Origin of the sequence: Corynebacterium sp. HMSC074A01 (assembly GCF_001831515.1) — a bacterium.
Lineage (GTDB): Bacteria > Actinomycetota > Actinomycetes > Mycobacteriales > Mycobacteriaceae > Corynebacterium.
Genome location: NZ_KV825619.1, coordinates 22919 through 47246, shown reverse-complemented (window position 1 = coordinate 47246; position 24328 = coordinate 22919). Strand labels below are relative to the sequence as shown.

23 protein-coding genes are annotated in these 24328 nt (G+C 64.7%); 10 read left to right on the top strand and 13 right to left on the bottom strand.

Features of this window, described 5'->3' with window-relative positions; translation table 11 throughout:
- Positions 1 to 165 precede the first annotated feature (165 nt).
- From HMPREF2550_RS06815 to HMPREF2550_RS06805, 3 genes are read left to right on the top strand one after another with little or no spacing between them, the layout of a single operon-like run.
- Positions 166 to 894: a DUF1648 domain-containing protein gene (locus HMPREF2550_RS06815; protein WP_070790453.1), complete on the top strand. Its 729-nt coding sequence runs from the start codon at positions 166 to 168 to the stop codon at positions 892 to 894.
- A gap of 11 nt (positions 895 to 905) precedes the next feature.
- Positions 906 to 1511, top strand: a complete 606-nt coding sequence (locus HMPREF2550_RS06810; RefSeq protein ID WP_070763675.1) for a thermonuclease family protein — start codon at positions 906 to 908, stop codon at positions 1509 to 1511.
- Between the two features lie 4 nt (positions 1512 to 1515).
- Complete coding sequence (locus HMPREF2550_RS06805; RefSeq protein WP_070790452.1) at positions 1516 to 2262, top strand: NAD-dependent deacylase; 747 nt, start codon at positions 1516 to 1518, stop codon at positions 2260 to 2262.
- On the opposite strand, the gene HMPREF2550_RS06800 is transcribed toward HMPREF2550_RS06805, so the two are convergent.
- Positions 2259 to 3218, bottom strand: a complete 960-nt coding sequence (locus HMPREF2550_RS06800) for a class I SAM-dependent methyltransferase (protein ID WP_070790451.1) — start codon at positions 3216 to 3218, stop codon at positions 2259 to 2261. The genes HMPREF2550_RS06805 and HMPREF2550_RS06800 overlap by 4 nt on opposite strands.
- On the bottom strand, positions 3202 to 3942 hold the full coding sequence (cobA, locus tag HMPREF2550_RS06795) for a uroporphyrinogen-III C-methyltransferase (protein ID WP_070790450.1): 741 nt from the start codon (positions 3940 to 3942) through the stop codon (positions 3202 to 3204). Before cobA ends, HMPREF2550_RS06800 begins: the two co-directional genes overlap by 17 nt.
- A 24-nt stretch (positions 3943 to 3966) precedes the next feature.
- Here cobA and HMPREF2550_RS06790 point away from each other — a divergent pair, with 24 nt between their 5' ends.
- Positions 3967 to 5220 (top strand): protein adenylyltransferase SelO family protein, encoded by a 1254-nt coding sequence (locus tag HMPREF2550_RS06790; protein ID WP_070790449.1) that lies wholly within the window; start codon positions 3967 to 3969, stop codon positions 5218 to 5220.
- Between the two features lie 42 nt (positions 5221 to 5262).
- Here the strand turns inward: HMPREF2550_RS06790 and mqo are convergent, their stop codons facing one another.
- Positions 5263 to 6759, bottom strand: coding sequence for a malate dehydrogenase (quinone) (gene mqo, locus HMPREF2550_RS06785; RefSeq protein WP_070790448.1), 1497 nt, complete (start codon positions 6757 to 6759; stop codon positions 5263 to 5265).
- Between the two features lie 186 nt (positions 6760 to 6945).
- On the opposite strand from mqo, the gene HMPREF2550_RS06780 reads away from it, so the two are divergent.
- From HMPREF2550_RS06780 to HMPREF2550_RS06765, 4 genes are all read left to right on the top strand, one after another.
- Positions 6946 to 7962 carry an alpha/beta hydrolase gene (locus HMPREF2550_RS06780; RefSeq protein WP_070790447.1) on the top strand — a complete coding sequence of 339 codons (1017 nt, stop codon included), beginning with the start codon at positions 6946 to 6948 and terminating at the stop codon, positions 7960 to 7962.
- 37 nt (positions 7963 to 7999) lie between these two features.
- On the top strand, positions 8000 to 9406 hold the full coding sequence (gene mtr / locus HMPREF2550_RS06775; RefSeq protein ID WP_070790446.1) for a mycothione reductase: 1407 nt from the start codon (positions 8000 to 8002) through the stop codon (positions 9404 to 9406).
- Between the two features lie 319 nt (positions 9407 to 9725).
- A complete protein-coding gene (locus HMPREF2550_RS06770; RefSeq protein ID WP_070763660.1) occupies positions 9726 to 10109 on the top strand; it encodes a hypothetical protein in 384 nt (127 codons plus the stop codon).
- 54 nt (positions 10110 to 10163) lie between these two features.
- Complete coding sequence (locus tag HMPREF2550_RS06765) at positions 10164 to 10664, top strand: hypothetical protein (protein ID WP_070763658.1); 501 nt, start codon at positions 10164 to 10166, stop codon at positions 10662 to 10664.
- Positions 10665 to 11100: 436 nt separating this feature from the next.
- On the opposite strand, the gene map is transcribed toward HMPREF2550_RS06765, so the two are convergent.
- The 5 genes from map to dxr form a co-directional block, all read right to left on the bottom strand.
- Positions 11101 to 11997, bottom strand: coding sequence for a type I methionyl aminopeptidase (gene map / locus HMPREF2550_RS06760; RefSeq protein ID WP_141757840.1), 897 nt, complete (start codon positions 11995 to 11997; stop codon positions 11101 to 11103).
- Between the two features lie 45 nt (positions 11998 to 12042).
- On the bottom strand, positions 12043 to 13854 hold the full coding sequence (locus tag HMPREF2550_RS06755) for a penicillin-binding transpeptidase domain-containing protein (RefSeq protein ID WP_070763654.1): 1812 nt from the start codon (positions 13852 to 13854) through the stop codon (positions 12043 to 12045).
- 62 nt (positions 13855 to 13916) lie between these two features.
- Positions 13917 to 15077 (bottom strand): flavodoxin-dependent (E)-4-hydroxy-3-methylbut-2-enyl-diphosphate synthase, encoded by a 1161-nt coding sequence (ispG, locus tag HMPREF2550_RS06750; RefSeq protein WP_070763652.1) that lies wholly within the window; start codon positions 15075 to 15077, stop codon positions 13917 to 13919.
- 36 nt (positions 15078 to 15113) lie between these two features.
- Positions 15114 to 16322, bottom strand: a complete 1209-nt coding sequence (locus tag HMPREF2550_RS06745) for a M50 family metallopeptidase (protein WP_070790445.1) — start codon at positions 16320 to 16322, stop codon at positions 15114 to 15116.
- Positions 16323 to 16331: 9 nt separating this feature from the next.
- The gene (gene dxr / locus HMPREF2550_RS06740; protein ID WP_070790444.1) at positions 16332 to 17495 is read right to left on the bottom strand and encodes a 1-deoxy-D-xylulose-5-phosphate reductoisomerase; all 1164 of its coding nucleotides are present in this window, start codon (positions 17493 to 17495) and stop codon (positions 16332 to 16334) included.
- Between the two features lie 192 nt (positions 17496 to 17687).
- Between dxr and HMPREF2550_RS06735 the strand changes: the two genes are divergently transcribed.
- Positions 17688 to 18188 (top strand): DUF2631 domain-containing protein, encoded by a 501-nt coding sequence (locus HMPREF2550_RS06735; RefSeq protein WP_070790443.1) that lies wholly within the window; start codon positions 17688 to 17690, stop codon positions 18186 to 18188.
- Between the two features lie 299 nt (positions 18189 to 18487).
- On the opposite strand, the gene rlmN is transcribed toward HMPREF2550_RS06735, so the two are convergent.
- The 3 genes from rlmN to frr are packed head-to-tail and all read right to left on the bottom strand — an operon-like array spanning position 18488 to position 21146.
- Positions 18488 to 19591, bottom strand: a complete 1104-nt coding sequence (rlmN, locus tag HMPREF2550_RS06730) for a dual-specificity RNA methyltransferase RlmN (protein WP_141760548.1) — start codon at positions 19589 to 19591, stop codon at positions 18488 to 18490.
- A gap of 43 nt (positions 19592 to 19634) precedes the next feature.
- Positions 19635 to 20543, bottom strand: a complete 909-nt coding sequence (locus HMPREF2550_RS06725) for a phosphatidate cytidylyltransferase (protein ID WP_141760547.1) — start codon at positions 20541 to 20543, stop codon at positions 19635 to 19637.
- Positions 20544 to 20588: 45 nt separating this feature from the next.
- Entirely contained in the window at positions 20589 to 21146 is a 558-nt protein-coding gene (gene frr / locus HMPREF2550_RS06720; RefSeq protein ID WP_070790441.1) for a ribosome recycling factor, read from the bottom strand.
- A 72-nt stretch (positions 21147 to 21218) separates the two neighbouring features.
- Between frr and HMPREF2550_RS06715 the strand changes: the two genes are divergently transcribed.
- On the top strand, positions 21219 to 22331 hold the full coding sequence (locus HMPREF2550_RS06715) for an amidase family protein (RefSeq protein ID WP_070790440.1): 1113 nt from the start codon (positions 21219 to 21221) through the stop codon (positions 22329 to 22331).
- A gap of 111 nt (positions 22332 to 22442) precedes the next feature.
- Here the strand turns inward: HMPREF2550_RS06715 and pyrH are convergent, their stop codons facing one another.
- Both pyrH and tsf read right to left on the bottom strand, forming a co-directional pair.
- Positions 22443 to 23126, bottom strand: a complete 684-nt coding sequence (gene pyrH, locus HMPREF2550_RS06710) for a UMP kinase (protein ID WP_246817498.1) — start codon at positions 23124 to 23126, stop codon at positions 22443 to 22445.
- Between the two features lie 194 nt (positions 23127 to 23320).
- Positions 23321 to 24139 carry a translation elongation factor Ts gene (tsf, locus tag HMPREF2550_RS06705; RefSeq protein WP_070790439.1) on the bottom strand — a complete coding sequence of 273 codons (819 nt, stop codon included), beginning with the start codon at positions 24137 to 24139 and terminating at the stop codon, positions 23321 to 23323.
- Positions 24140 to 24328: the final 189 nt, after the last annotated feature.

The following is a 24328-nucleotide window of genomic DNA, read 5'->3' as shown; positions in this document are numbered from 1 at the left end:
AGGCGTTTTCCACCCACGCCAAGTCCAAATGGAGCTAGCTCCGTTTAGGAGTTTCGGCGACCCGCGACCAGGCGTTTTCCACCCGCCCGCGCTCCAAATGGAGCTAGCTCCGTTTAGCAACCACAGTCAGCAACCACGCCAATCCGCCCCTGCTACCCTCAGACCATGCAGTCCCGCCAGTACTACGCCACAACGATCTTCGTCTACCTCGCCACGTTGGCGTACGTACTGCTGCGGTGGGACTCCATCCCGGATCCGATCCCGGTGCATTTCGACGGCGCCGGCAACCCCGACCGGTACGAACCAAAGTCGTTCCTCGCCGCGACCGCCTTGATCTGGATTGGCGCGGTCCTGTCCGTCGCGGTCGCGTTCTGCGTGCCACCGCGTTCCCTGGTCCGACGCACCGCGGACGTACCGCCCACCTCCCCGATCCCGTTTTCCGAGGCCAACGCAAAACGCGTCGAACTACTCACCGATAAAACCGCCACGTTCGTCGCCCAAACCATCCTTGGTATGTCGGTGTGCACGTGTCTCTCCGTGCTCTCGTCGACGAACCTCGCCCCGTCCGGCTGGCTGATGCCTGCGGTCTGGATCGTGTTCACCATCGGCGTCGTGGTGCTCGCTATCGCGTTGGCCGTCAACACCGGCAAGCAGATCCTGGTACTCCCGACAGACGAGGCGGAACAGACCCGCAACGAGTACTTCCGCTACACCGTCGGCATGGGCTTCTACAGCGAGCCGCAGGACCCGGCACCGATCACAGTATTCCCGTCCAACCCCAGCAAGCTACAGATCAATACGGCGCACGAGCACGCTCGCCGCTACCTGTGGCGGATGGGCATCGGGCTCGTTACGTCTCTCGCGGTGTGCATCGTCTTCGCCGCCATAATGTAAGCGAGACCCACATGCGCCCGCTCCGCCTCATCGCCACCATCCTCGCCGCCGCGACCCTTGCCGCCTGCCAGAATCAGCCAACGGTAACCAAGATCGTCGACGGCGACACCCTCGACGTCGACCGCGACGGGGAGACTGTCCGCGTCCGCCTGCTCAACATCGACACGCCTGAACAGGGCGAATGCCTCTACCAGGAAGCAACGGATCGGCTCACCGAGCTCGCCCCGCCCGGCACCCGCGTACGCCTCGAGCACGACCAGGAGCGCGAGGACCGTTACGGCCGCGAGCTCGCCGCCGTCTTCGCAGGTGACACCTTCGTCAATGAGCAGCTCGCCGCAGACGGCCTCGCCCGCGCGGTGACCTACGAGCCGAACCACGCCTACACCACCCGCATGGAGGCCGCCCAGGCCCGCGCCCGCGCCGCTCACCTGGGCATTCACGCCGTGCCGACCGAGTGCCTGCTGCCCACCGAGACCGCCCGCCGCGCCCGCGAGCTGCACGCGGAGGACCCGCGCCACCGCGCCTTCTACCGCGATGTCATGCGCGACGCCGTCACCGCCACCAACAACTTCACCTACAAAGACCAGGCCCTGGAGTTCATCGACGCCCTAGACTAGGGCCATGGAGCAATTGCTTATCGACGCCCACCAGATCCTCTCAAGCGCCAACCACGTCGAAGTCTTCACCGGTGCCGGCATGAGCGCGGATAGCGGTATCGCTACGTACCGGGATGCGGTGACTGGGGTGTGGGAGCAGGTGGATCCGGTGGCGATGGCGTCGATAAGCGCATGGCACGATGACCCCGACACGATGTACGCCTGGTACCTCTGGCGGGCGCAGCTGGCGCAGCGCGCGGAGCCGAATGCGGGGCACCGGGCGATTGCGGCGGCGCGTGGGGTGACGGTGACGACGCAAAACATTGATAACCTGCACGAACGTGCGGGCAGCGAAGACGTGGTGCACCTGCACGGCTCGCTGTTTGCCTTTCGCTGCACCGACTGCGACACCCCGTACGAGGAGCCGATCGCGCTGCCGGAGGAACCCGTCGAGGCGATTGCGCCGCCACACTGTCCTGTGTGTGGCGGGCTCGTGCGGCCGGGCGTGGTGTGGTTCGGCGAGGCGCTGCCGCAGGACGAGTGGGTCGAGGCGGAGCGGCGGATGAAGACGGCGGATGCGCTGCTGATCGTCGGCACCTCTGGCGTGGTCTACCCTGCCGCGGGGCTGCCGCTGATGGCGCACGCACGCGAGATTCCGATCGTGGAGGTCACCCCGCAGCCGACGGAGCTGTCACACCTGGCCAGCGTGGTCGTGCCGGCAACGGCGGCGGAGGCGCTGCCGCGGATCCTGCAGGGGCGGATTACTGCTTAAAGGCGCGCCCGCAGCACCGTAAACGTCGCGTCGCGGGCGACCTGCTCTACCTCAGCGAAGCGTCGCTGAACCTCGCCGCGGTAGCGCAGGTGCGAGTTATGTACCACGTACAGCGCGCCGTCGGCGGCGAGCAGGCGCTGTGCGGCGTCGAGGAGGTGCTGCACCAGGGTGGCGTCAATGGTGGTGCCTTCGTGGAAGGGCGGGTTGAGCGCGATGGTGTCGAAGCTGGCGTCCGGAAGCCGCGAGCCGGCGTCGTCCCACGTGGTGTGAAGTCCGATGGCGCGGGCGGAGAGGACGGCGTCGGCATCCGAATCCGTGGCAACCGCGCCGGCGATGCCGCGGCTGACCGAGCCGTTGCCGCAGCCGAGGTCCAGAAGACGGCCCGGTTCTTCCGGCAGGCAAGAGCGGAGCAGCTCGCCGCCGCGGTCCGGCTTCGCGCCGGAGAACACGCCACCGAAAGCCACCAGCCCGCTCGACGTCACAGGCTCGTACGCAACATCGCGCGACCCGGAGGCGACCAGGCAGCGGAACTTGCCGCGCCCGCGGGAGCCGCGCACCGTATCGAAGGAGTCGGCGAGCACCGTGTTCATGCCTCGCGACAGGTGCTTGTTGTTCGCCCCGAGCACCAGGCGCGCGCTGTCAAAGCCCGCCCCGGCAATAGCGCGGGCAAGGTAATCCAGTCGGGCCAGGGACTTCGGCATCTCGCCGAGCCCGACCACAGACCCTTCACCGGCACCAGCGAGGAACTCATCTAACCGCTTATCCCCCGCGATCTCCGCACCGGTCGCCGCTGCCGCCTGGCTGCGCGCGTAATCGGGATCTAGAAACAGCACGCGCGGGCCCGCCTGCGCTGCCTGGCGGGTCAGATCCAGCGTCGGGTCGTGGCAGATCAGCAGCGTGTCCGGCATCCCATCGGCGAGAGCCTCATCCCAGATCAGGCTATCGAGCGTCCGCAAGGCCGGCGACCTCCCCGAAGACGTAAACCGCCGGCGAGGCGATCGACTCAGCTTCCATGCCATCCGCCAAGGTCGACGCCGTCGCGTGCACCACGCGCTGGGAGGCGGTCTCGCCTTCCTGCACCGCGACCGCTGGCGTGGCCGGGTCCAGCCCCGCGCCGACCAACGTCTCCGCAATCGCACGCACATTGCGCACCCCCATGATCACGCAGATGGTCCCGCCGACGCGTGCGAGCGCCTCCCAATCCACCAAGGAGTTCGGGTGCGCCGGCGGCAGGTGGCCCGAGACCACCGTAAAGGCGTGCGTCACCCCACGCTGGGTCACCGGCACGCCTGCCGCGGCGGGCACGGAGATCGCGCTGGTCACCCCGGGCACGATCGTAACCGGCACGCCCGCGGCAGTGCACGCCTGCACCTCTTCAAAGCCGCGCCCGAAGACATAAGGGTCACCGCCCTTGAGCCGCACCACGTGCTTGCCCGCGAGCGCGTGCTCCACCAGCAGTTCGTTGGTGCGCGTTTGGGCGACCTGTTTGCCGTAGGGGAGCTTCGCGACGTCGATAAGCAGCTTGCTCTTTACGTCGAGGAATTCCTCGAGCTGGCTGGCGGGGCCGAGGTGATCGGTGAGGATCACGTCGGCGGCCTCGAGTGCGCGCAGGCCGCGGATGGTAAGCAGGTCCCATTCGCCTGGGCCCCCTCCGACGAGTGTGACTTTGCCGATGCTCATGGCCCACTAGTCTAGGCTGGCCCCATGGAACAGCCCACGCTTGCCCACACATTCGCCGACGCGCTGCCCGACATGGCGGTGCCCGTGCCCGGAACCGACCTGCCAGATGCCGAGCTGATCGTCCTCAACGAGCCTCACGCGCGCGAGCTCGGCCTCGATCCCGATTGGCTGCGCAGCGACGAGGGCGTCGCGTGGCTCGCAGGCTCCGCGGGCGGGCACGCCACCGCGTACTCAGGCCATCAGTTCGGCCAGTTCGTGCCAGTGCTTGGCGATGGTCGCGCGATGCTCCTCGGCGATATCAACGGACGCGAGATACAGCTCAAGGGCTCCGGGCTCACCCCGTTTTCCCGCCCCGGCTCCGACGGACTCGGCGCGATCGGCCCAATGCTCCGCGAATACCTGGTCAGCGAATTCATGCACGCCATCGGCATACCAACCACACGCGCGCTCGCGGTGATACGCACTGGAGAGAAGGTCATCCGCCAACAAGGCCAGGTGCCTGCGGGCATTGTGGTGCGCACGGCCTCCTCGCACCTGCGCGTCGGCTCCCTGCAATACGCCGCCCAAAAGTCCCGCGACCTGGTCGCTGACGTGATCACCGCCGCCGGGTACGAGGGGCCAGAGCGGCTGCTGGATTCGGTGATTCATCGACAGGTTGATGTGGTGAGTCGGTGGATGGCCGTCGGCTTTGTCCACGGCGTCATGAATACGGACAACGTCGCGCTCTCCGGCGAAACCATCGACTACGGACCGTGTGCGTTTACGCAGCGTTTCGACGGCGCAGCAACCTTCTCTTCTATCGATGCGCAGCGGCGTTATGCATTTGGCAACCAACCCAGCATTCTGGCCTGGAACATGGTCCGCCTGGCGGAAACACTGCTACCAGAACTCGGCCAGGAGCGTGCCCAGGAAATCCTGTCCACGATGCAAAGCCAGTGGGACACGGCGTGGGAAACCTACATTGGTGATCTCGCTGACGAGCTGGCACAGGCCGACGACATCACCACCTTTAGCCGAGAACACGGAATGGTTTTTGGCGGAGTCACCGCATTTGAGTATGGCGACGCCCCCGATGGCTCCCCCTACCCTGGCCCCATCTATATCCCGCGCAACCACATGCTCCAGGACGCAATCAACGCCGCGGAGCGCGACGGCGACTTCGGCCCGTATCTCGCCCTGCTTGCCGCAGTGACAGACCCGTACAACCCTGACGCGGGCGAGGAATGGATGGCGCAACCGGAAAAGCCGGGGCCGTTTACGACCTTCTGCGGTACGTAAACGACCCCGGCTGCGCGGGCTAAACGCCGGAAGCTAGCGGGTTTAGCGCTCCAGCTTCAGCGTCTTCTGGGTCCAGGCCCACTGCTCGTCGTAGGCTGCCTTGTTCTCCTTGAGCGACTTGCCGTAGGTGGGGAACATCTCGTGGAGCTTGTCGCGCCACTCGATCATGCGCTCACCGAAGCAACGCTCGAGCAGCTCAAGCATCGCGGACGGGGTGATCGATGCGCCCGGGGATGCGCCGAGGATGCCGGCGATGGAACCGGACTGGTCGTTGACCAGGGCGGTGCCGAACTCGAGGGTGCCGAAGGTCGGGGCCGGGGCGGGCTTGATCACCTGCACGCGCTGGCCTGCGACGACGACGTCCCAGTCCTTCGGGTCTGCCTCCGGGTAGTACTCCTTGAGCACATCCATCTTGCCGTCGAAGTCGCGGAAGACCTCCTCGACCAGGTACTTGACCAGGCCGAAGTTGGTCGCGGCAACACCCAGGTAGGACGGGATGTTGTCCGGGCGGATCGACTTGAACAGGTCGAGGTAGGAGCCCTTCTTCAAGAACTTCGGGGTCCAGCCGCCGTAGGGGCCGAACAGGAGCGACTCCTCGCCGTCGATGACGCGCAGGTCAAGGTGCGGCACGGACATCGGCGGGGCACCGACCTTGGCCTTGCCGTACACCTTTGCCTTGTGCTGCGCCACGAGCTCCTGGTTGGTGGTGCGCAGCCACATGCCGGAGATCGGGAAGCCTGCGTAGCCGCGGACCTCGGGCACGCCAGCCTTGCGCAGCAGGTCGAGCGCGTAGCCACCAGCGCCGACGAAGACGAAGCGGGCGCGGGTGACCTTCTTGTCGCCGGTGTGCACGTTGCGCACGGTGACCTTCCAGAAGTTGCCCTCGCGCTTGAGGTTGGTCACCTCGTGGCCGTAGCGGATGTCCGTGCCAGCTTCCTTGGCAGCGTCAAAGAACTGGTTGCACAGCGCACCGTAGTTGATGTCGGTGCCCGCGTCGGTCCAGGAGATGGCGACCGGCTCGGCGTCAAAGTCGCGCCCCTTAGCCATCAGCGGCAGCTTTTCAGCGAAGACCTCGCGGTCCTCGGTGAACTGCATGTTGGGGAACATGTGGTTTGCCGACAGCGCCTCGTAGCGACGGCGCAGGTAGTCAATCTGGTCCTTGCCCTGCGCGAAGGAGACGTGCGGGACGGGGTTGATGAACTCGCTGGGATCCCCGAGCACGTCGTGTTCGATCTGGTGGGACCAGAACTGGCGCGAGATCTGGAACTTCTCGTTAATGCCCATCGCCTTGTTCACGTCGATGCGGCCGTTCTTCTCCGGCGTGTAGTTCAGCTCGCAAAGCGCGGAGTGGCCGGTACCGGCGTTGTTCAGCGCGTAAGAAGACTCCTGCGCGGGGCCTTCGAGACGCTCGTAGATGACCTGGCTCCACTCGGGTTCAAGCTCGCGGATCATGGCGCCGAGCGTGGCGGACATGATGCCGGCGCCGATGAGGAGGACATCCACCTCATCGTCGTAGCGGTTCGCTGCTGTATCAGACATCGTTGTTTCCCTCTTCACTCTTTCGAAGCGTTGTGCTTTCACGTCCCTTCAACAATACGCCTGCGACACGCAAATGTGGCTATAACCTCCCCCAAATAATGGTACGATGTTTGCCCCTTCGCTTTTCGACGCCCACATGCTCCACCCCCAGCCTCAGCCAAGAAACCCGCACTACACTTACTTGCCATGACGAAACACGCAACAACCACGCCCTCCGAGGTGGACTGGTACCCCGACATTCTGGGCGACGGCTACGAGTCCGCCTACCTTCACCAGGGCAAGGATCCCGATACAGGAAAGTCCACTCGCGCCACCCTCGTGCGGGCAACGATCAACGCCGACAAGCGCGACCCGAACAAGCCCGCCATCATGTGGGTCCACGGCATGAGCGACTACTTCTTCCAGACGCACGTGGCTGAAGCTTTTACCGCCGCAGGTTACCCGTTTTACGCTTTGGACCTGCGCCGCTGCGGCCGCTCCCGCCAAAACGGTGAGTACTGGCACTACACCGAGGACTTAGCGCACTACTTCCCCGAGCTTTCGGACGCGCTCCGCGTCATTACCCATGACCACGGCCACCTCGTCCCGCTCGCCCACTCTGCAGGCGGGTTAATCACCTCCCTATGGGTCGACCACCTGCGCCGCACGTCCCCGGAAGATCACGCGCTGGTGCAGGGGCTCATCTTGAATAGCCCGTGGATCGATTTGCAGTTCAGTCCCTTACTGGTCAAAACTGCAAAGCCGGTCTTGAAGGCCACGGGCAGGATCCTGCCGCGCGTCGCGCTCCCAGACCGAGGCTTTGGTGTCTACGGCAAGTCCATCCACGCCGACCACCACGGCGAGTGGGACTTCAACACGAAGATGAAGCCCCTGTCGGGCCACAAGAAATACACCGGCTGGTTCCGCGCGATCGTCGAGGGTCAGGAACGCATCCACGCCGACGACGTCGATACCGGAGTGCCGGTGCTCACGCTTGTCTCCTCGCACTCCTACCTCGGCGAGGAATACTCCCCGGCCGCTGATACCGCCGACACCGTGCTGGACGTGGAACAGATCAAGCACTGGGCCCCGCACCTTGCCGAGGACACGGACGTAGAAATTATCGACGGCGCACTACACGACGTCTTCCTCTCCGGCCTCCACGCCCGCGACGCAGCCTTCAAAGCCTGCTTCTCGTGGCTCGACACCCTTACAACAAAGTAAAATTCTGCCAGGCCTTTATATATAAGGAGAAAACCTTTTGTCTGCACTAACTGAACATTACGACGTCGCCATCATCGGCACCGGCTCCGGCAACAGCATCTTGACGCCCGAGTTCGACGACAAGAAGGTCGCCATCATCGAGGAAGGCACCTTCGGCGGCACCTGCCTCAACGTCGGCTGCATCCCCACCAAGATGTTCGTGCTCGCCGCCGACGCGGCGCTCCAGGCCCGCGAGGCGAAGCGCCTCAACGTGGACTTGGAGTTCCACGGCGCGGACTGGCAGGCCATCCAGAAGCGCGTCTTTGAAGAACGCATCGATCAGATCGCCTCCGGCGGCGAGGCCTACCGCCGCGGCGACGAGTGCCCCAACGTGACGGTCTACGACATGCACGCGAGCTTTGTTGGGCCGAAGACGCTTGCGACGGGACAAGGTGGCGTCGAGAAGCAGATTAGCGCTGACACGATCATCCTGGCTGCGGGCGCGCGCCCCTTCGTCCCCGAGTGGGCCAAGGACGTACCCTTCCACACCAACGAGGACATCATGCGGCTAAAGGAACTGCCGAAGTCGCTGACAATTGTGGGCGGCGGATTCATCGCGATGGAGTTTGCGCACATCTTTGACGGCCTCGGGTGCGAGGTGACGATTGTGAACCGATCGCCGCTCATGCGCGCGCTCGACACGGAGCTGCACGAGCGATTCAACGAGCTTGCAAACGAGCGCTTCACCACCCACATTGGCCGCACCGTCAGCTCCGCGCGCGAGCGGGACGACCAAGTGGAGCTCGTGCTTGACGACGACACCGTAGTCTCCTCCGAGGCCCTCCTCATCGCCACCGGACGCGTACCCAATGGCGATCGCCTGAATGCTCAGGCCGGCGGCGTCGAGCTGCGCGACCACGGTCGCGTCAAGGTAGACGAGTACGGCCGCACCACCGCCGAGGGCGTGTGGGCGCTCGGCGACGTCTCCTCCCCCTTCCAGCTCAAGCACGTGGCGAACGCCGAGCAGCGCGCCGTGACCCACAACGTGCTCGCGACCATGCGAGGCTCCGACGATCTGGTGCCCATGCCACACGAGCACGTGCCATATGCAGTGTTTACCCACCCGCAGATCGCCGTCCTTGGTCTGACGGAGCAGCAGGCGCGGGACGCAGGCCATGACGTGACGGTGAAGGTGCAGAACTACGGCGACGTGGCCTACGGCTGGGCACTGGAGGATAAAACCGGTCTGGTGAAACTCATTGCGGACCGAAAGACTGGCAAGCTGCTTGGCGCGCACTTACTCGGACCTCAAGCCTCTACCCTTATCCAGCAATTGATCACTGTGATGGCCTACGACATGGACCTCCGCGACTTTGTCCGGCGCCAATACTGGATCCACCCGGCACTTCCCGAGGTGGTCGAGAATGCATTGCTCGGTCTCGACCTGGACTTTCGAGAGGTATAACCCATTCGACCACCCCCATATCGGGGGATTATATTTTCGCCCAGAAAAGTGTCAGCGAGCTTGGAAATCTGCACGTCAGATAATGGTTGTGTAACAGATAGGCTACGAAGCCAGATAACACTTGTCCCATTTTTCACACTCTTGAAAGTTTTTTGGCGGGCCCTTGTGCATCGCCAGGAAGTATCCATTATGGTTATTCCTCGACACCGGGATCCGAGTCCATCGGGCTTGTCATTCGGTCCTAGGAGCCAAGGCCCCTGGATTTTCTCCGTTAATCCCCGGACGTCTTGCAAGTACTATCAGAGAAGGATTTCGTTTCATGCGTAATTTCCGTAAGGCAGCCCTCGCAGGCGCAACCGCAGTCGCCGTGGCATTCGGCTCCACCACCATGGCCGTTGCAGAGGACAAGAACAACGAGCAGGAGACCCAGCTCGAGCAGCGTCAGCCGGGCAAGGACACCGAGGGCGCCGGCAGCCTCTCCAGCAAGATCGGCAACGCTTTCGAGGCAACCGACGAGAACGGTAAGGCCACCGGCGCAGACGGCAAGGCCATCTTCGGCTCCACCAAGGATGGCTTCGGTGACCAGCCGGCATGGGCTAAGGCTTTCTACGCGCTGACCGTGTTCTCCGCAGTCTCCGCTTTCATCGGCCTGGTTGTCGGCCCGTCCTACAACTTCGTTATCCACGGCCTCCCGAACCTGTAAGTCGCGGAAACCCGCACACAGATAACAACGACTTTCTCGAAAGAAGGAACATCAATGCGTAACTTCCGCACCGCAGCTGTTGCTACCGCAACCGCACTGACCGTCGCACTCAGCGGCACCGCAATCGCTCAGGCAGATGAGAAACCGGCCGAGGAGACCCAGCAGGGCTCCACCTCCACCGGTGAGCAGCAGGGCTCCACCTCCGAGGGCAAGCAGTTCGACACCCGCGAGGAGACCAAGCAGAACGGCGTTTCCCCGGCATTCCAGTCCGGCAAGCGCTACTCCGAGGATGACAAGGAGCTTGGCCAGGTCATCAGCGACGGCACCAAGGGCCTCTTCGGTGGCAAGGGCTCTTCCCAATACGTCTCTGACAACGACCGCAACAAGAAGTTCTACGGCGTTGACGCTTTCGGCAAGGAGACCCAGGGCGACGCACTGCCGCAGTGGGCTCGTCTCTGGATCGACGGCACCATCGTTGCTGGCATCGGCGCTCTCGTTGGCCTGGTCATCGCTGGCTTCAACTTCGCTTCCTACAACGGTCTGATCAAGCTGTAAGAAGCTCTAGCTAAGGACCTCAAAGTCCTAGCCTGAATCACCTCCCCACCGTTTCGGTGTGGGAGGTTTTTCATATGTCTGGTGGTTGCTGGTGGCGTGTGTGAGGGTTTGCGCAACGCCTGCAAATCGAGCTAGCTCCATCTACGGTTTGCGGGGTGGCAAACCCTCTGGTCGCGGATCGAGCCGGGTTCTACATGGAGCTAGCTCCATTTACCGTTTACGAGGTGGCGACCCCCCTGGTCGCGGATGGAGCCACGTTCCACATGGAGCTAGCTCCATGTAGACCGAGCATGTTGAGACATCGCAGCGTCCGGAAGAACGCGACGCACTCCCCCTCCCCCAGCCTGCTTGGTCCCCGGCACTGCACCCCAGCAGCACCGGGCTTCACGAACCAAGCCCCCGAAACCCCAAAAGTCCCCGTGAATATCCAGCCGAGCTACCCGAGCATCAACTGGCCGGCGGCGTACTGCTCGTCTGGGATGGTGAGGATCTCGTTGCCGTCGTCGGTGATGACGATGGTGTGCTCGAACTGGGCGGTGTACTCGCCGTCGCGGTTCTGCACGGTCCAACCATCGTCCCAGATGTCGTACTCGAGGCCACCCAGGTTGATCATCGGTTCGACAGTCAGGGTCATGCCTGGTTCCAGGACATCCCGGTAGGCGTCAGAGTCGTAGTGCAGGACAACCAGGCCGTTGTGGAAGGTCGTGCCGACGCCGTGGCCTGTGAAGTCGGTGACCACGTTGTAGCCGAAGCGCTTTGCGTAGGACTCGATGACGCGACCGATGACGTTGATCTCGCGGCCCGGCTTGGCTGCCTTGATACCGCGCATGGTGGCTTTGTAGGTGCGCTCGACAAGGTCGCGGTGCTCTTGAGTAACCTCGCCCGCGAGGAAAGTGGCGTTGGTGTCGCCGTGGACGCCGTCTTTGTAAGCGGTAACATCAATGTTGACGATGTCGCCTTCCTGGATGACGGTCGTGTCCGGAATGCCGTGGCAGACGATCTCATTCAAAGACACGCAGCAGGACTTTTCAAAGCCGCGGTACCCGAGCGTGGAAGGGTACGCGCCGTGGTCACACATGAACTCGTGCGCGACGCGGTCGATCTCGTCGGTGGTCACGCCGGGCTTCACAGCAGCGCCTGCGACTGCCAAAGCGTTCGCGGCGATCTTCGAGGTCTCGCGCATGCGCTCGATGGTCTCCGCGGTCTGGATAAGCGGCTCCCCGACGTTTTCTTGTACCTCGTCCTTCCATGCGTATTCGGGACGCTCGATGGATGCCGGGACCTTGCGGATCGGCGTGGGTTTTCCTGGAGTGAGTTTTCCTCTCTGATTCATGCCTGCCATGGTAGTCCCCCACCATGGCTTACTCAGAAGCGCCGGTTAGGGGTTCAGATTGTGCAGCATCCGGTCGGTCACCGCCACGGCTGCTTCCGAGCCGCCGCCGAGCACGATGAGGGTGGCAAACGCGATGTCGTCGTCGGCGCGGTATCCGGCGAACCAGGAGTGCGAGCCGCCGTTGATTTCGGCCTCGCCGGTCTTGCCGCGGATGTCGCCGCCGGCGCTCATCCCGTTGGCGGTGCCACCTGCCGCGGTCACCGCGGCCATCATCTGCTGCAGCTGGCCTACGGCCTCCGGGGGCATCGCCCCGGGCTCCTCACTCAGCTCCGTCTTCTCGCCCTGGATCAGATACGGCACGGGCATTGCGCCATGCGCCGCAGTGGCGGCGACAAGCGCCATGCCAAACGGGCTCGCCAAATCCAGGCCCTGCCCGTAGCCGGCCTCTGTGCGGTCGAGGGGCTCCTCGCCTTCCGGGATCGAGCCCGTGATCGTATCCAGGCCCGGGATCTTCATGTCCAGTCCGAGGCCGAACTGTTTGCCAATCTGCGCCAGCTCGCCGGGAGCCAGCTTGGTGGAGATGTCAGCAAACGTGGTGTTGCACGAGTGCGCGAACGCGGATTCCAGGCTCACGTCGCCCAGGCTGAAGCCCGCGTAGTTGGTGACCGTGCGCCCAAAGATGTCCATGGTGCCCGGGCACGGCACGATCGACCCGGTGCCGAGTTGCTGCTTTTCCATGCCCGCTGCGGCGGTAATGATCTTGAAGGTAGAACCCGGCGGGTACTGGCCCATCGTGGCCACGTTGCCGTCCTTATCCGCCGCAGGCGTCTGTGCCACAGCCAGGATGCCGCCGGTAGACGGCCGGATCGCCACGATCATTGCTTGCTGGCCCGCAACCGGTTCGAGCGCGGCCTCTGCGGCCCGCTGCACGCGGTGGTCCAGACTGATGTGCACCGCGGGCGCAGGGGCGGCGTCCTCACGCTCGAGCTCCTCGTACGCAGCGCCGTTCTCGTTGACCACGCTGACGTTCCAGCCTGCCTCCCCCTCGAGGTCTTCGCGGACAAGCGCACCCACGCGTGCCATGATGTCCGGAGCAAACGACGGGTCGGCGTTCACCATCGCTGCTTCCTCATTCAGGCGCACACCGGCAAGCCCGCCGAGCTTGTCTTCGACGACACGCTGAGCGCCTTGCGGCACCATCGCGACCGAGAACGTGCCTTGGGCGTTTTCGAGGTCGGTGGTCAGCTGCGCGGCGTCGCGAAGCGGCACGGCGCGATCCGCCTCATGGCCGGCGGCGAGCGCCTCCGAGATGCGGAAGGCGGTCTCGGGCGCGGCACCCATCGCGTTGGTGTCGACGAGCAGGCGGTAGGCGATGCCTGGGCGGAGCAGCTCCACGCCGTCGGAGGAGACCACGCTCGCCTCTTTCGGTGTGATCGAACGCAGCTCCAGGTGCTGATGGGCCCCGAGGCGGGGGTGTAGCACGCTCGGCTGCCAGCGCACGGTCCAATCGTCCCCGGTCTGGGTCAGCGTCATCTGTGCCTCGTACGACAAATCGCGCTCGCGGGGTAGCTGCCAGTGCATGGAGTATGTCGCGGTGGCGAGGTTTTCCGACTGGCTTAGTCCGGTCAGCTCTGCGTCCAGCGAGTCGGCCTGCAGGCCGTCCCAGGTGGCGTTGATGGAGGCGGAGGCGGACGAGGGGTCGTCGACAAGCGAGGAAAGCCCCTCAGTGTCGCGGGAGACAAGCGCGTCGAGCATTGCCTGCGCCGCGGGTTGTGCGTCGTTTGGGCGCGGGGTGCATGCAGCGAGCGCGGAGGCGAGCACGACCGCGCCCGTGAGCAGGGCGAGAAGTCGTTGCATGGCACAAAAATAGCAGCGCCGGGGCCTTCCCCAGCGCTGCCACGCGTACAACACGCAAAGGTCTAGTTGGTGACCTTGACCTCCGCGCTGCCCTCGCCCTTCGCCAGGCCCTCTTCCTCCGCGATGCGGTTCGCGTGCCGGATCAGGGTTTCCACGATGTCGGCCTCGGGCACGGTCTCGACGACCTCGCCCTTGACAAAGATCTGGCCCTTGCCGTTGCCGGAGGCCACGCCCAGGTCCGCGTCGCGGGCCTCGCCCGGGCCGTTGACCACGCAGCCCATGACGGCCACGCGCAACGGGTACTCCAGGTTCTCCAGGCCCGCGGTGACCTCCTCGGCCAGCTTGTACACGTCCACCTGCGCGCGACCGCAGGACGGGCAGGAGACGATCTCCAACTTGCGCGGCCGCAGGTTCAACGACTGCAGGATCTGGTCGCCCACCTTGATCTCCTCGACCGGATCGGCCGACAGGGACACGCGGATCGTGTCGCCGATGCCCTGCGAAAGCAGCGCGCCGAAGGCCACCGAGGACTTGATCGTGCCCATGAACTTCGGGCCCGCCTCGGTCACGCCGAGGTGCAGTGGGTAGTCGGTCTGCTCCGCCAGCTGACGGTACGCCTCCACCATCAGCACCGGGTCGGAGTGCTTCACCGAAATCGCGATGTCGCCGAAGCCGTGCTCCTCGAACAGCCCGGCCTCCCAAATCGCGGACTCGACCAGCGCCTCCGGGGTGGCCTTGCCGTACTTCTCCAGCAGGCGCTTGTCCAGCGAGCCGCCGTTGACGCCAATGCGGATGGGGATGCCCGCATCCCCCGCGGCTTTCGCGACCTCCTTGACGCGTCCGTCGAACTCCTTGATGTTGCCCGGGTTCACGCGCACTGCGGCACAGCCCGCGTCGATCGCGGCGAAGATGTACTTCGGCTGGAAGTGAATATCAGCAATCACCGGAATCGGCGATTTCGCCGCAATTGCGGGCAGCGCCTCCGCGTCGACGGTCTTCGGGCAGGCCACGCGCACGATGTCGCAGCCGGTGGTGGCCAGCTGCGCGATCTGCTGCAGGGTGGCGTTGATATCGTGCGTCTTCGTCGTGGTCATCGACTGCACCGAAATCGGGTGCTCCGAGCCAACGCCCACGTCCCCCACCATCAGCTGGCGGGTTTTGCGTCGCTCCGCCAGCGTGGGTGGCGGGCCTTCAGGAATACCTAGTCCGATGGGGAGATTCATAGTGCCCAACTCTAGCACCGCGCTTGTGTGCGCCCCTTAGCCGCCGAGCCGGATCGGATTGACCACATCCGCCACCATCACGAAGACACCGACCGCGAGCAGAGCCGCGGCCATGGCGTAGGTCAGCGGCATGAGCTTTTGGTAGTCCGCCGGGCCGCCGGGGCCGAGGCCGCGGAGGCGTCGGATCATATCGCGCAGCTTCTCGTACAGCACGACTGCGATGTGCCCACCATCCAGCGGCGGCAACGGCACCAGGTTAAACAGCGCGAGAAAGAAGTTCAGGCTGGCGAGCAACATCCAGAACACCGACCACAGGTCCTGCTCCACCAGCTCGCCGCCGGCGCGCGAGGCACCGATCACGCTCACCGGTCCGGTCACGTCACGCTCCTGACCGAAGATGGAGGCGACCACGCCCGGGATTTTGCTCGGAAACGCGATCAGGCCGTCGACGGTTGCCTCGAGCATCTGGCCGGTGAACCGCAGCGTGGCGGGCACTGCTCCCCCGGGGCCGAACTGTCGCATCGCGTCCTTGACCGGAGCACTCGTCACACCGATCGCGCCGGCCTGGAACGCCTGACCGCTGCCCGGGTCAAGACGCGTCACACTCGACACCTGCACCTCCACGGTCAACGGCTCGCCGTCACGCTCAACTTCGACGACTACGGTCTCGCCGGGCCGCGCCATGACGTAGTCACGCAGGTCTGTAAACGCCACCACGTCCTGGTCGTCGACCGCGAGCACCTTGTCCCCCGGGCGTAGACCGGCCTCTGCTGCGGGGCCTTGACCGGTGCACGGCGCGAGCGTCTCGGCATCGACCTGGTCGGAGGTACACGCGAGCTCGCCGATGGTGGGCGTGCGATCGGCGTACGGGTTGGGAATCGCGGCAAGCACCGCCACCAGGTAGGTGATCACCACGCCGATAAGCAGGTTCATCACAATGCCACCCGACATGACCGCCACGCGCTGCCACCACGGCTTCTTGTACATTGCCCGCGGTGCCTCGTCGGGAGTCAGTTCGTCCTGCGCGGTCATGCCCGCGATGTCACAAAACCCGCCGAAAGGCAGCGCCGCCACACCGTACTCCGTGTGCCCGCGCGTGGTTGACCACACTGTGGGCCCAAACCCGATGAAGTATCGCCGCACCCGCATGCCGCACGCCCGCGCGACCGCCAGGTGGCCCGCCTCGTGCAGCGCGATCGACACCGCGATCCCAAGCGCGAACAGTACGATCCCAACAATCCCCACCGGTGCCCCCTACGCGCCGCTCAAGCGCGCCGCCGCAGCCGCTGCTTCTCGACGCGCACGTGCATCCACCGCCAGAATCTCCTCCACCGAGCGAGGCGCCACTGCGTAGCCCGACGCGCCGTCCAGCACCTCCTTGATCGTATCCACGATCTGGGGGAAGCGGATCTTACCGTCAAAGAAAGCGTCGACGGCGACCTCGTTCGCCGCGTTGTAGATCGCCGGGTAGGGGTCGCCCTGCGACGCGACCTGACGTGCGAGCTCGACCGCCGGGAATGCTGCGTTGTCCAGCGGCTCGAAGGTCCACTCCGACGCCGTGGAGAAATCCAGTGCTGGCTGCGCACCTGCGACGCGGCCCGGCCACGCCAGCGCGTGCGCAATCGGCATCTTCATCGACGGCGGCGAGGCCTGCGCAATCGTCGCCCCATCGACGAAAGTGACCATGGAGTGGACGATGGACTGGGGGTGCACGGTGACGTCGATAAGCGAGGGCTCCACGTCGAAGAGCAAGCTTGCCTCGATGAGTTCCAGGCCCTTGTTCACCATCGTGGCCGAGTTGATGGTGTTCATCGTGCCCATCGACCAGGTCGGGTGGGTCACCGCCTGCTTCGGTGTGACGTCCCACATCTGCTCGCGGGTCTTGCCGCGGAAGGGGCCGCCGGAGGCTGTGAGGACGAAGGACGCGACATCCTCGCGACGGCCCGCGCGCAGCGCCTGCGCCATGGCAGAGTGCTCGGAGTCGACCGGCACGAGCGCGCCCTCGGGGGCCTCGCGAAGCACGACCTGGCCGCCGGCGACGAGCGACTCCTTGTTTGCGAGTGCAAGCACAGCGCCGGAACGCAGAGCGGCGAGCGTGGACGACAGTCCGGCTGCGCCCACCAGCGCGTTGAGCACGACGTCGGCCTGGTGCGACTCAGTCAGCTCGCGCGCCGCCTGCTCGCCAGAGATGACGGTGCCGCCGAGCGCCTCGCCGATCTGCGTGGCGGCGGTTGTATTTTGCACCGCGACCTGGTCGGGCTGCAGGCCGAACTCCTTGGCCTGCGCGATGATCGCCTCGGGGTCGCGGCCGCCCGCCGCAATGCCGACGACCTCAAAAGCGTCACGGTTCGCGCGAATGACCTCGCACGCCTGGGTGCCAATAGAACCGGTAGAGCCTAAGATGACAATTCTTTTCACCCCGCCATTGTGGCACGCGCGCCCGGTTTGTCGGGTCGTGGGCGCGGGTAGGTCAAAAGTTTGCACCTATTAGGGGTACGAGATCCCCGTTTGGGGGCGAAGTGTGACAATATAGTTCCCAGTATTGTTTTCCGCACCGGCATTCTGCGTGCACGCAGCACGGCCGGAGCGCACCGACGCTGACAAAGGAGTATGGCAGTGGCCCACGCGAAGGATAAGGCACCGCAGGTGTACAACGGCGTTTCCGAGGCGGACGTCCCGTCTGCACGCTTCGGTTGGAGCGAGCAGAGCCGCGGCACCATCCAGGCCGCAGGCTGGGTCTCCGTCCTGTTCCTTATCGCCTACAACTTTGGTAACCACAAGGGCCACGTCGAGACGATCTGGCTGATCACCCTCGCCGTCCTCATCGCACTCGGCCTGGTGCTGCACGCCACCCAGCCGAAGCTGAACCAGGTGCGCACCGTCACCTCCCACAACAAGCCGCAGGGCCACGTGGAGCCGGACTGGACCTACGACCAGAAGACCCTCTCCGGCGTGTACGCCGATCTTGACGAGCGCCAGCTGCGCGCCCTCAACATCGACCCCGCCCGTCTCGAGGGCTTGAACGCCCAGCAGGCTGTCAGCGCTGCTGACGCTGCCGATGGCGTTGAGGTTGTCGAGGTTGCACCGCGCGGCAAGCACGCTGCCCGCTAAATAGACGTAGCTCGAGAGACCGGTCCCCTGTTGGGGCCGGTTTTTTGGTGGTTGTGGGGTCTTGTTGGTCCGGGTTTTCGGTTCTTCGGCGGATGACGTTGGAGGTTTTCGCAGGTGACGTCGGTTGCTTGGCACGGGTGCAAACGGAGCTAGCTCCATTTAGACGGACGCCACGGCAAATCCCCAGGTCGGAAATCGGCACTGCGGCCAAACGGAGCTAGCTCCATTTAGACGGATGCCGCGGCATATCCCCGGCCGCGCAAGGCATCCCCCCAAACGGCGACCCCCGACGCCCGCGCCTACCCCGTCTTCTCGTCGGCGGCGAGCTGGCCGCAGGCGGCGGCGATCTCTTGCCCCTTGGTGTCGCGGACCGTGCAGGTCACGCCCTGTGCGATCACGCGGCGCACGAACTCGTCCTGGCGCTCGCGCGGGGAGGCATCCCACTTGGAACCCGGGGTCGGGTTCAGCGGGATCAGGTTGACGTGGACACGGGACCCGAGGGCATTGTGCAGTTTCTTGCCCAGCATGTCGGCGCGGAAGTCCTGGTCGTTGATGTCGCGGATGAGGGCGTACTCGATGGAGACGCGGCGGCCGGTTTGGTCGGCGTAGTAGGCCGCCGCGTCGAGGACCTCGGACACGGCGTAGCGGTTGTTGATGGGCACGAGGGAGTCGCGCAGTTCGTCGTCAGGCGTGTGGAGCGAGACGGCGAGGGTGACGGACAGGCCCTCGTCGGCAAGCCGGCGGATCTGGGGTGCCAGGCCGACCGTCGAGATGGTGACGTTGCGCTGCGAGATGCCGAAGCCGTCCGGGCTGGGCTGGGTGATCTGGCGGACGGCGGACATGAGCCGGTTGTAGTTGGCCAGCGGCTCCCCCATCCCCATGAACACGATGTTGGACAGGCGCGAGCCTTCTGCTGCCATCATCGCGGCCGCGGCGCGGACCTGGTCGACGATCTCCGCCGTCGACAGGTTGCGGTCCAGCCCGCCCTGGCCCGTGGCGCAGAAGGGGCACGCCATGCCGCAGCCCGCCTGGGAGGAAATGCACAAGGTGGCGCGGTCGGGGTAGCGCATGAGGACGGACTCGAGAAGAATCCCGTCGTGGAGACGCCAAAGCGTCTTGGTGGTGTCGCCTTCGTCGGTCTCGACCGTTCGGACGGGGCTGAGCAAGGTGGGAAACAGCTCGTCCTTGACCAGTTGACGCTGCGCCTCGGGCAGGTCCGTCATGGTCAACGGGTCAGCCTCAAATTTGCCGTAGTAATGGCGGGCGATCTGGTCAGCACGGAACTTCGGCAGCCCCAGCTCTTTCAACGCGTCGATGCGCTCCTGCTTGGACAGGTCCGCGAAGTGCTTTGGCGGCATGCCGCGCTTCGGCGTCAGCAATTGGATCTTGGGTACATCGCTCATAATGCAGCCATTCTTGCACGTAGAGCGCCGCTTTTCTAATCCGCTAGAACGGGTTCATAATCGCTGCGGCGTTCAGCAACATGTAGGTTGCACTCGCCGCCGGCAGCATGCCGTCGAGGCGATCCATCAGCCCGCCGTGGCCCGGCAACAAGTTGGACATGTCCTTAATGCCTAGCTCGCGCTTGAACTGGCTTTCCACCAGGTCGCCCAGCGTGGCGCACAGCACCAAAGCAATGCCGAGGATGATGCCCATCCACCACGGGCCCTGGATGAGGAAGTGAACCACCGCGATGCCGGTGAGCACACCGAAGCACACCGAACCCGCAAAGCCTTCCCAGGACTTGTTCGGGCTGATCGCCGGTGCCATCGGGTGCGAGCCGAACATGACGCCGGCGGCGTAGCCACCGACATCGCTGGCAACGACGCACAGCATGAAAGCGGCGATGAAACGGCTGGCGGGGAGCGAGCCCTCGTCGATAAGCGAGATCATGGCAGCGAAGCTGCCGAACAGCGGGATCCACGCCAGCACAAAAATGCCCACCGCGGTGTCGCGCAGGTAGTTTTCTGGTGTGTGCTGGCGGCCGTTGTGGAACAGCCGGTAGAACATGAGGAAGAGTGCTGTGAACGCGAAGCCGGTGACCAGGCCCGCCGTGCCGTACGGCGCGGATGCCCACAGCATGATTTGGCCCAGGATGATCAGCAGGGTGCGCGGCTGCTGGTAGCCCACCTCGCGCAGGCGGGTGAGCACCTCCCACATCGCCAGCGCAGCCGCGACAGCGACCAGCGGGTACCAGGCATAAGGGCCGATCAGCAGCGCGGCAATCACCAACGCCCCCAACACGAGCGCCGTGGCGATCGCCACCGGGAGGTTACGCCCCGCGTTATTCTTCGGGGTCGGAGCCTTCAGGCGGATCTGTGGCCACTTGGACGCCTCGGAACTCGGTGATTGCACTTTCGCCTCGCTGATTGAATGATCGACCTGGACTGGGCAGGAGGACTAGACCTCCATCAGCTCGTCTTCCTTGCGCTGCACCAGCTCGTCAATCTGCGCGACGTAGGTCTGGGTCGTCTTGTCCAGCGACTGCTCCGCGGTCTTGACCTCGTCCTCGCCCGCGTCGCCGTCTTTCTGGATCTTCTTCAGCGACTCCATGCCCTGGCGGCGCACGTTACGGATGGCAATCTTGCCCTCCTCGCCCTTCTGCTTGGCGGTCTTGACCAGGTCGCGGCGGCGCTCCTCGGTCAGCTGCGGCACGGTCACGCGGATGACCTGGCCGTCGTCGGTGGGGTTGACGCCCAGGTCCGAGTTGCGGATCGCGTTCTCGATCTCCTGCAGGGTGGACATGTCGTAGGGCTTGATCAGCAGCATGCGCGGCTCCGGCACAGAAATCGTGGCCATCTGGTTGATCGGGGTCGGCGCGCCGTAGAAGTCCGCGATGACGCCGTTGAACATCGCCGGGTTTGCGCGGCCGGTACGGATGGTGACCAGCTCGTCGCGGGTGTGCTCGACCGAAGCGGTCATGCGCTCTTCGGCGTCCAACAGAACATCATCAATCATGGTTTTCCTCACCTGTAGTTGTAAACGTTCCCCACTAATCTACCAGCGACACCGGCCCCCTACACTTATGCCATGCAGCATTCGGCGTTTACTCACCGCGCGCAGCTCACCCTGCCCCACCACGGCCCCCAGCCGCGCTCCCGCACCCGCCTTTCCGGGTGGGAGGTGCCGGTCAAAGACTCGGTGGATGTCGCCGGCTGGCCCACCACCAACGGCAACCCAGCCCGCACGTATACCGCCACGCGCACCGACCCGATCGTGCACATGATCCTCGGCGCCGGGGCCACCATCCCGGGTAAGACGCTCACCTCGGAGCTGGGGGCCACCTGCTACGCCGAGCGCCCCGGCGTGCCCGTCCTCGAGTCGCCCGCTCACCCGGGTTGCACGCCCGGCGGGTCCTCGACCGGTGCCGCCGTCGCCGTGGCGGAGGGCCAAGTGCGCGCCGCCCACGGCACCGATGCCGGCGGCTCCCTGCGCGTGCCCGCCGCGGCCTGCGGGATCGTCGGCTTCAAGCCAGCCTCGCCGCACGTCGCGGCCCACGGCTTTCTCACCCGCACCGTGGCCGACCAATGCGCGCTTTACGGCATGCAGCCTGCCGCTCCCCGCCGGCTGCGCATTGGGCTGCTTCTCGACGCCCTCCTGGTCCCCTCCGAGACCTCCCCCTCCATCGCCGACGCAGTCGAGCGGGTTGCGTCCGCGCTGTCCCGGCACCACGAGGTTGTGCGGATCCGCTCCTACCGCGAGGCCGGCGAGACCTTCGAGCACTTCTCCAACCGCATCCGCCACTCCTTTACCAGCATCGACCCGTTGGACAACGAGTATCTGCAGTGGCTCAACGAGGAGGGTTCCCGCGTGACACCGGCCGAGATGCGGGCCGCACGCGAGCACATCGAGGCGCTGCCCCACCTGCTGGCGCAGCAGTGGGACGTGGACGTGGTGCTTTCGCCCACGCTCAGCAGAACGCCACCCAAACTGGGGTATTTCCCCTCGCTCACGCCGGAGGAAAGCTTCTACCAGCAGACCGTGTGGTCGCCCTGGTGCTCGGTGTTTAACGTCACCGGCAGCATGGCCATTTCCGTTGGTGGCATCCATCTGGGCGCGCTCGGCGGGGCGGGTGAGCCGTCGGTCAGTGCGACGGAACTGTTGAACCTGGCGTGGCAGGTGGAATCTTTGCGGGACGTGTGAAAGATCTTACAAGCATAGCCAGCCTATTAATCACCGAACTGGGCAAATGCCGTTGCTGCACGTTAGCTGTGTAGAAAAATTCACAGCCTCCGCAAGCACCTCCCAAAACCCCTAAGCCACCAGCGTGCCAATCTGCTCGCCGGCCACCGCACGCGCGATGTTGCCTTCCTTGAGCAGGTTGAACACCAGGATCGGCATGTTGTTGTCCATGCACAGCGAGAACGCGGTCGCGTCCGCCACCTTCAGCTCCTGCTCAAGCACCTCGCGCGGCGAGACCTCGGTGAGCAGCTTCGCGTCCGGATTGGTGCGCGGGTCGTCGTCGTAGACGCCGTCCACGCCCTTGGCCATGAGCAGTACCTCGCAGCCGATCTCCAGCGCGCGCTGGGCGGCGGTGGTGTCGGTGGAGAAGTACGGCATACCCATGCCTGCGCCGAAGATGACCACGCGGCCCTTCTCCAGGTGGCGGGCAGCGCGCAGCGGCAGGTACGGCTCGGCGATCTGCGCCATGTTGATGGAGGTCTGCACGCGGCAGTCCACGCCCTTCTGCTGGAGGAAGTCCTGCAGGGCCAGGCAGTTCATCACGGTGCCGAGCATGCCCATGTAGTCGGAGCGGGCGCGGTCCAGCCCGCGCTTCTGCAGCTCAGCGCCGCGGAAGAAGTTGCCGCCACCGATGACCACGGCGACCTCGGTGCCGGACTTCGCCACCTCAGCGATTTGCGACGCCACGCTTTCCACCACGTCCGGGTCGATGCCAACCTTGCCGCCGCCAAACATTTCACCGCCCAGCTTGAGCATGACGCGTTTGAAGCCGTTGCGGTCGGGGGCAATATCAGTCACAGTGTGACACTCCTTTTCACGAAAGCCGGATGTGCGTGGAAGTTATCGCCCACAATTCTAGCCAGAGAGCGCACGAGAAGATAAACGCACAAAAATAGCGCCCAACCCCCTGGTGAGGGAGCTGGGCGCTAAAAATCTAGGCAGGTGAAAACTTATGCCTGGCCGACCTCGAAGCGGACGAAGTCGGTGATCTCGATGTTGTGCTCGTCGGCGAACTGCTTCACCGTCTTCTTGGAGTCAGCCAGGGACGGCTGGTCGAGCAGCACGACGTCCTTGAAGAAGCCACCCATGCGGCCCTCAACGATCTTGGCAATAGCAGCTTCCGGCTTGCCCTCGTTGCGGGTGATCTCCTCCTGGACCGCGCGCTCCTTCTCCACGACGTCGGCCGGGATGTCCTCCTGCTTGAGGAAGCGAGCCTTCATCGCAGCGATCTGCAGCGCAACCTGGTGCGCAGCCTCAGCGTCGTCGCCAGTGTAGGCAACGAGCACGCCGACGGCCGGCGGCAGGTCAGCGGAGCGCTGGTGCAAGTACTTGGCAACGTTTGTGCCCTCGACGGTAGCGGCGCGACGCAGCTCGAGCTTCTCGCCGATCTTGGCAGAGAGCACCTGGAGCGCCTCGTGTGCGGTCTGGCCGTCGACGTCAGCGTTGGCAAGCTCCTCTGCGGAGTTGGCCTTCACTGCAGCGGCAGCGTCAGCGATCTTGGCAGCGAGGTCCTTGAACTCCTGGTTCTTAGCCACGAAGTCGGTCTCGGCGTTGACCTCGACGATGGTGTTGCCGGAGACAGCAACCAGGCCCTCGAGGGCGTTGCGCTCTGCGCGCTTGCCCACGTCCTTTGCACCCTTGATGCGCAGGTTCTCCACGGCCTTCTCGAAGTCGCCGCCGGTCTCCTCGAGCGCCTTCTTGCAGTCCATCATGCCGGAGCCGGTCATCTCACGGAGCTTCTTCACGTCTGCTGCGGTGTAGTTCGCCATTGTTGGGCGATCCTCCTCGTTTAAGGTTTGTGCAACTTCCGCCCCCGCCTCACGCTTTTCTACGCGAGGCGGCCGCGCAAGTTGGCTGTGATAAGTAATCGTGTAAAGGGTAGCCGAATTCTTCATCATCGGCATGCTAGACGCGGCTAACAGTCCCCTTCACGCAGTTCACCCCGCGCTTCGCTCGCG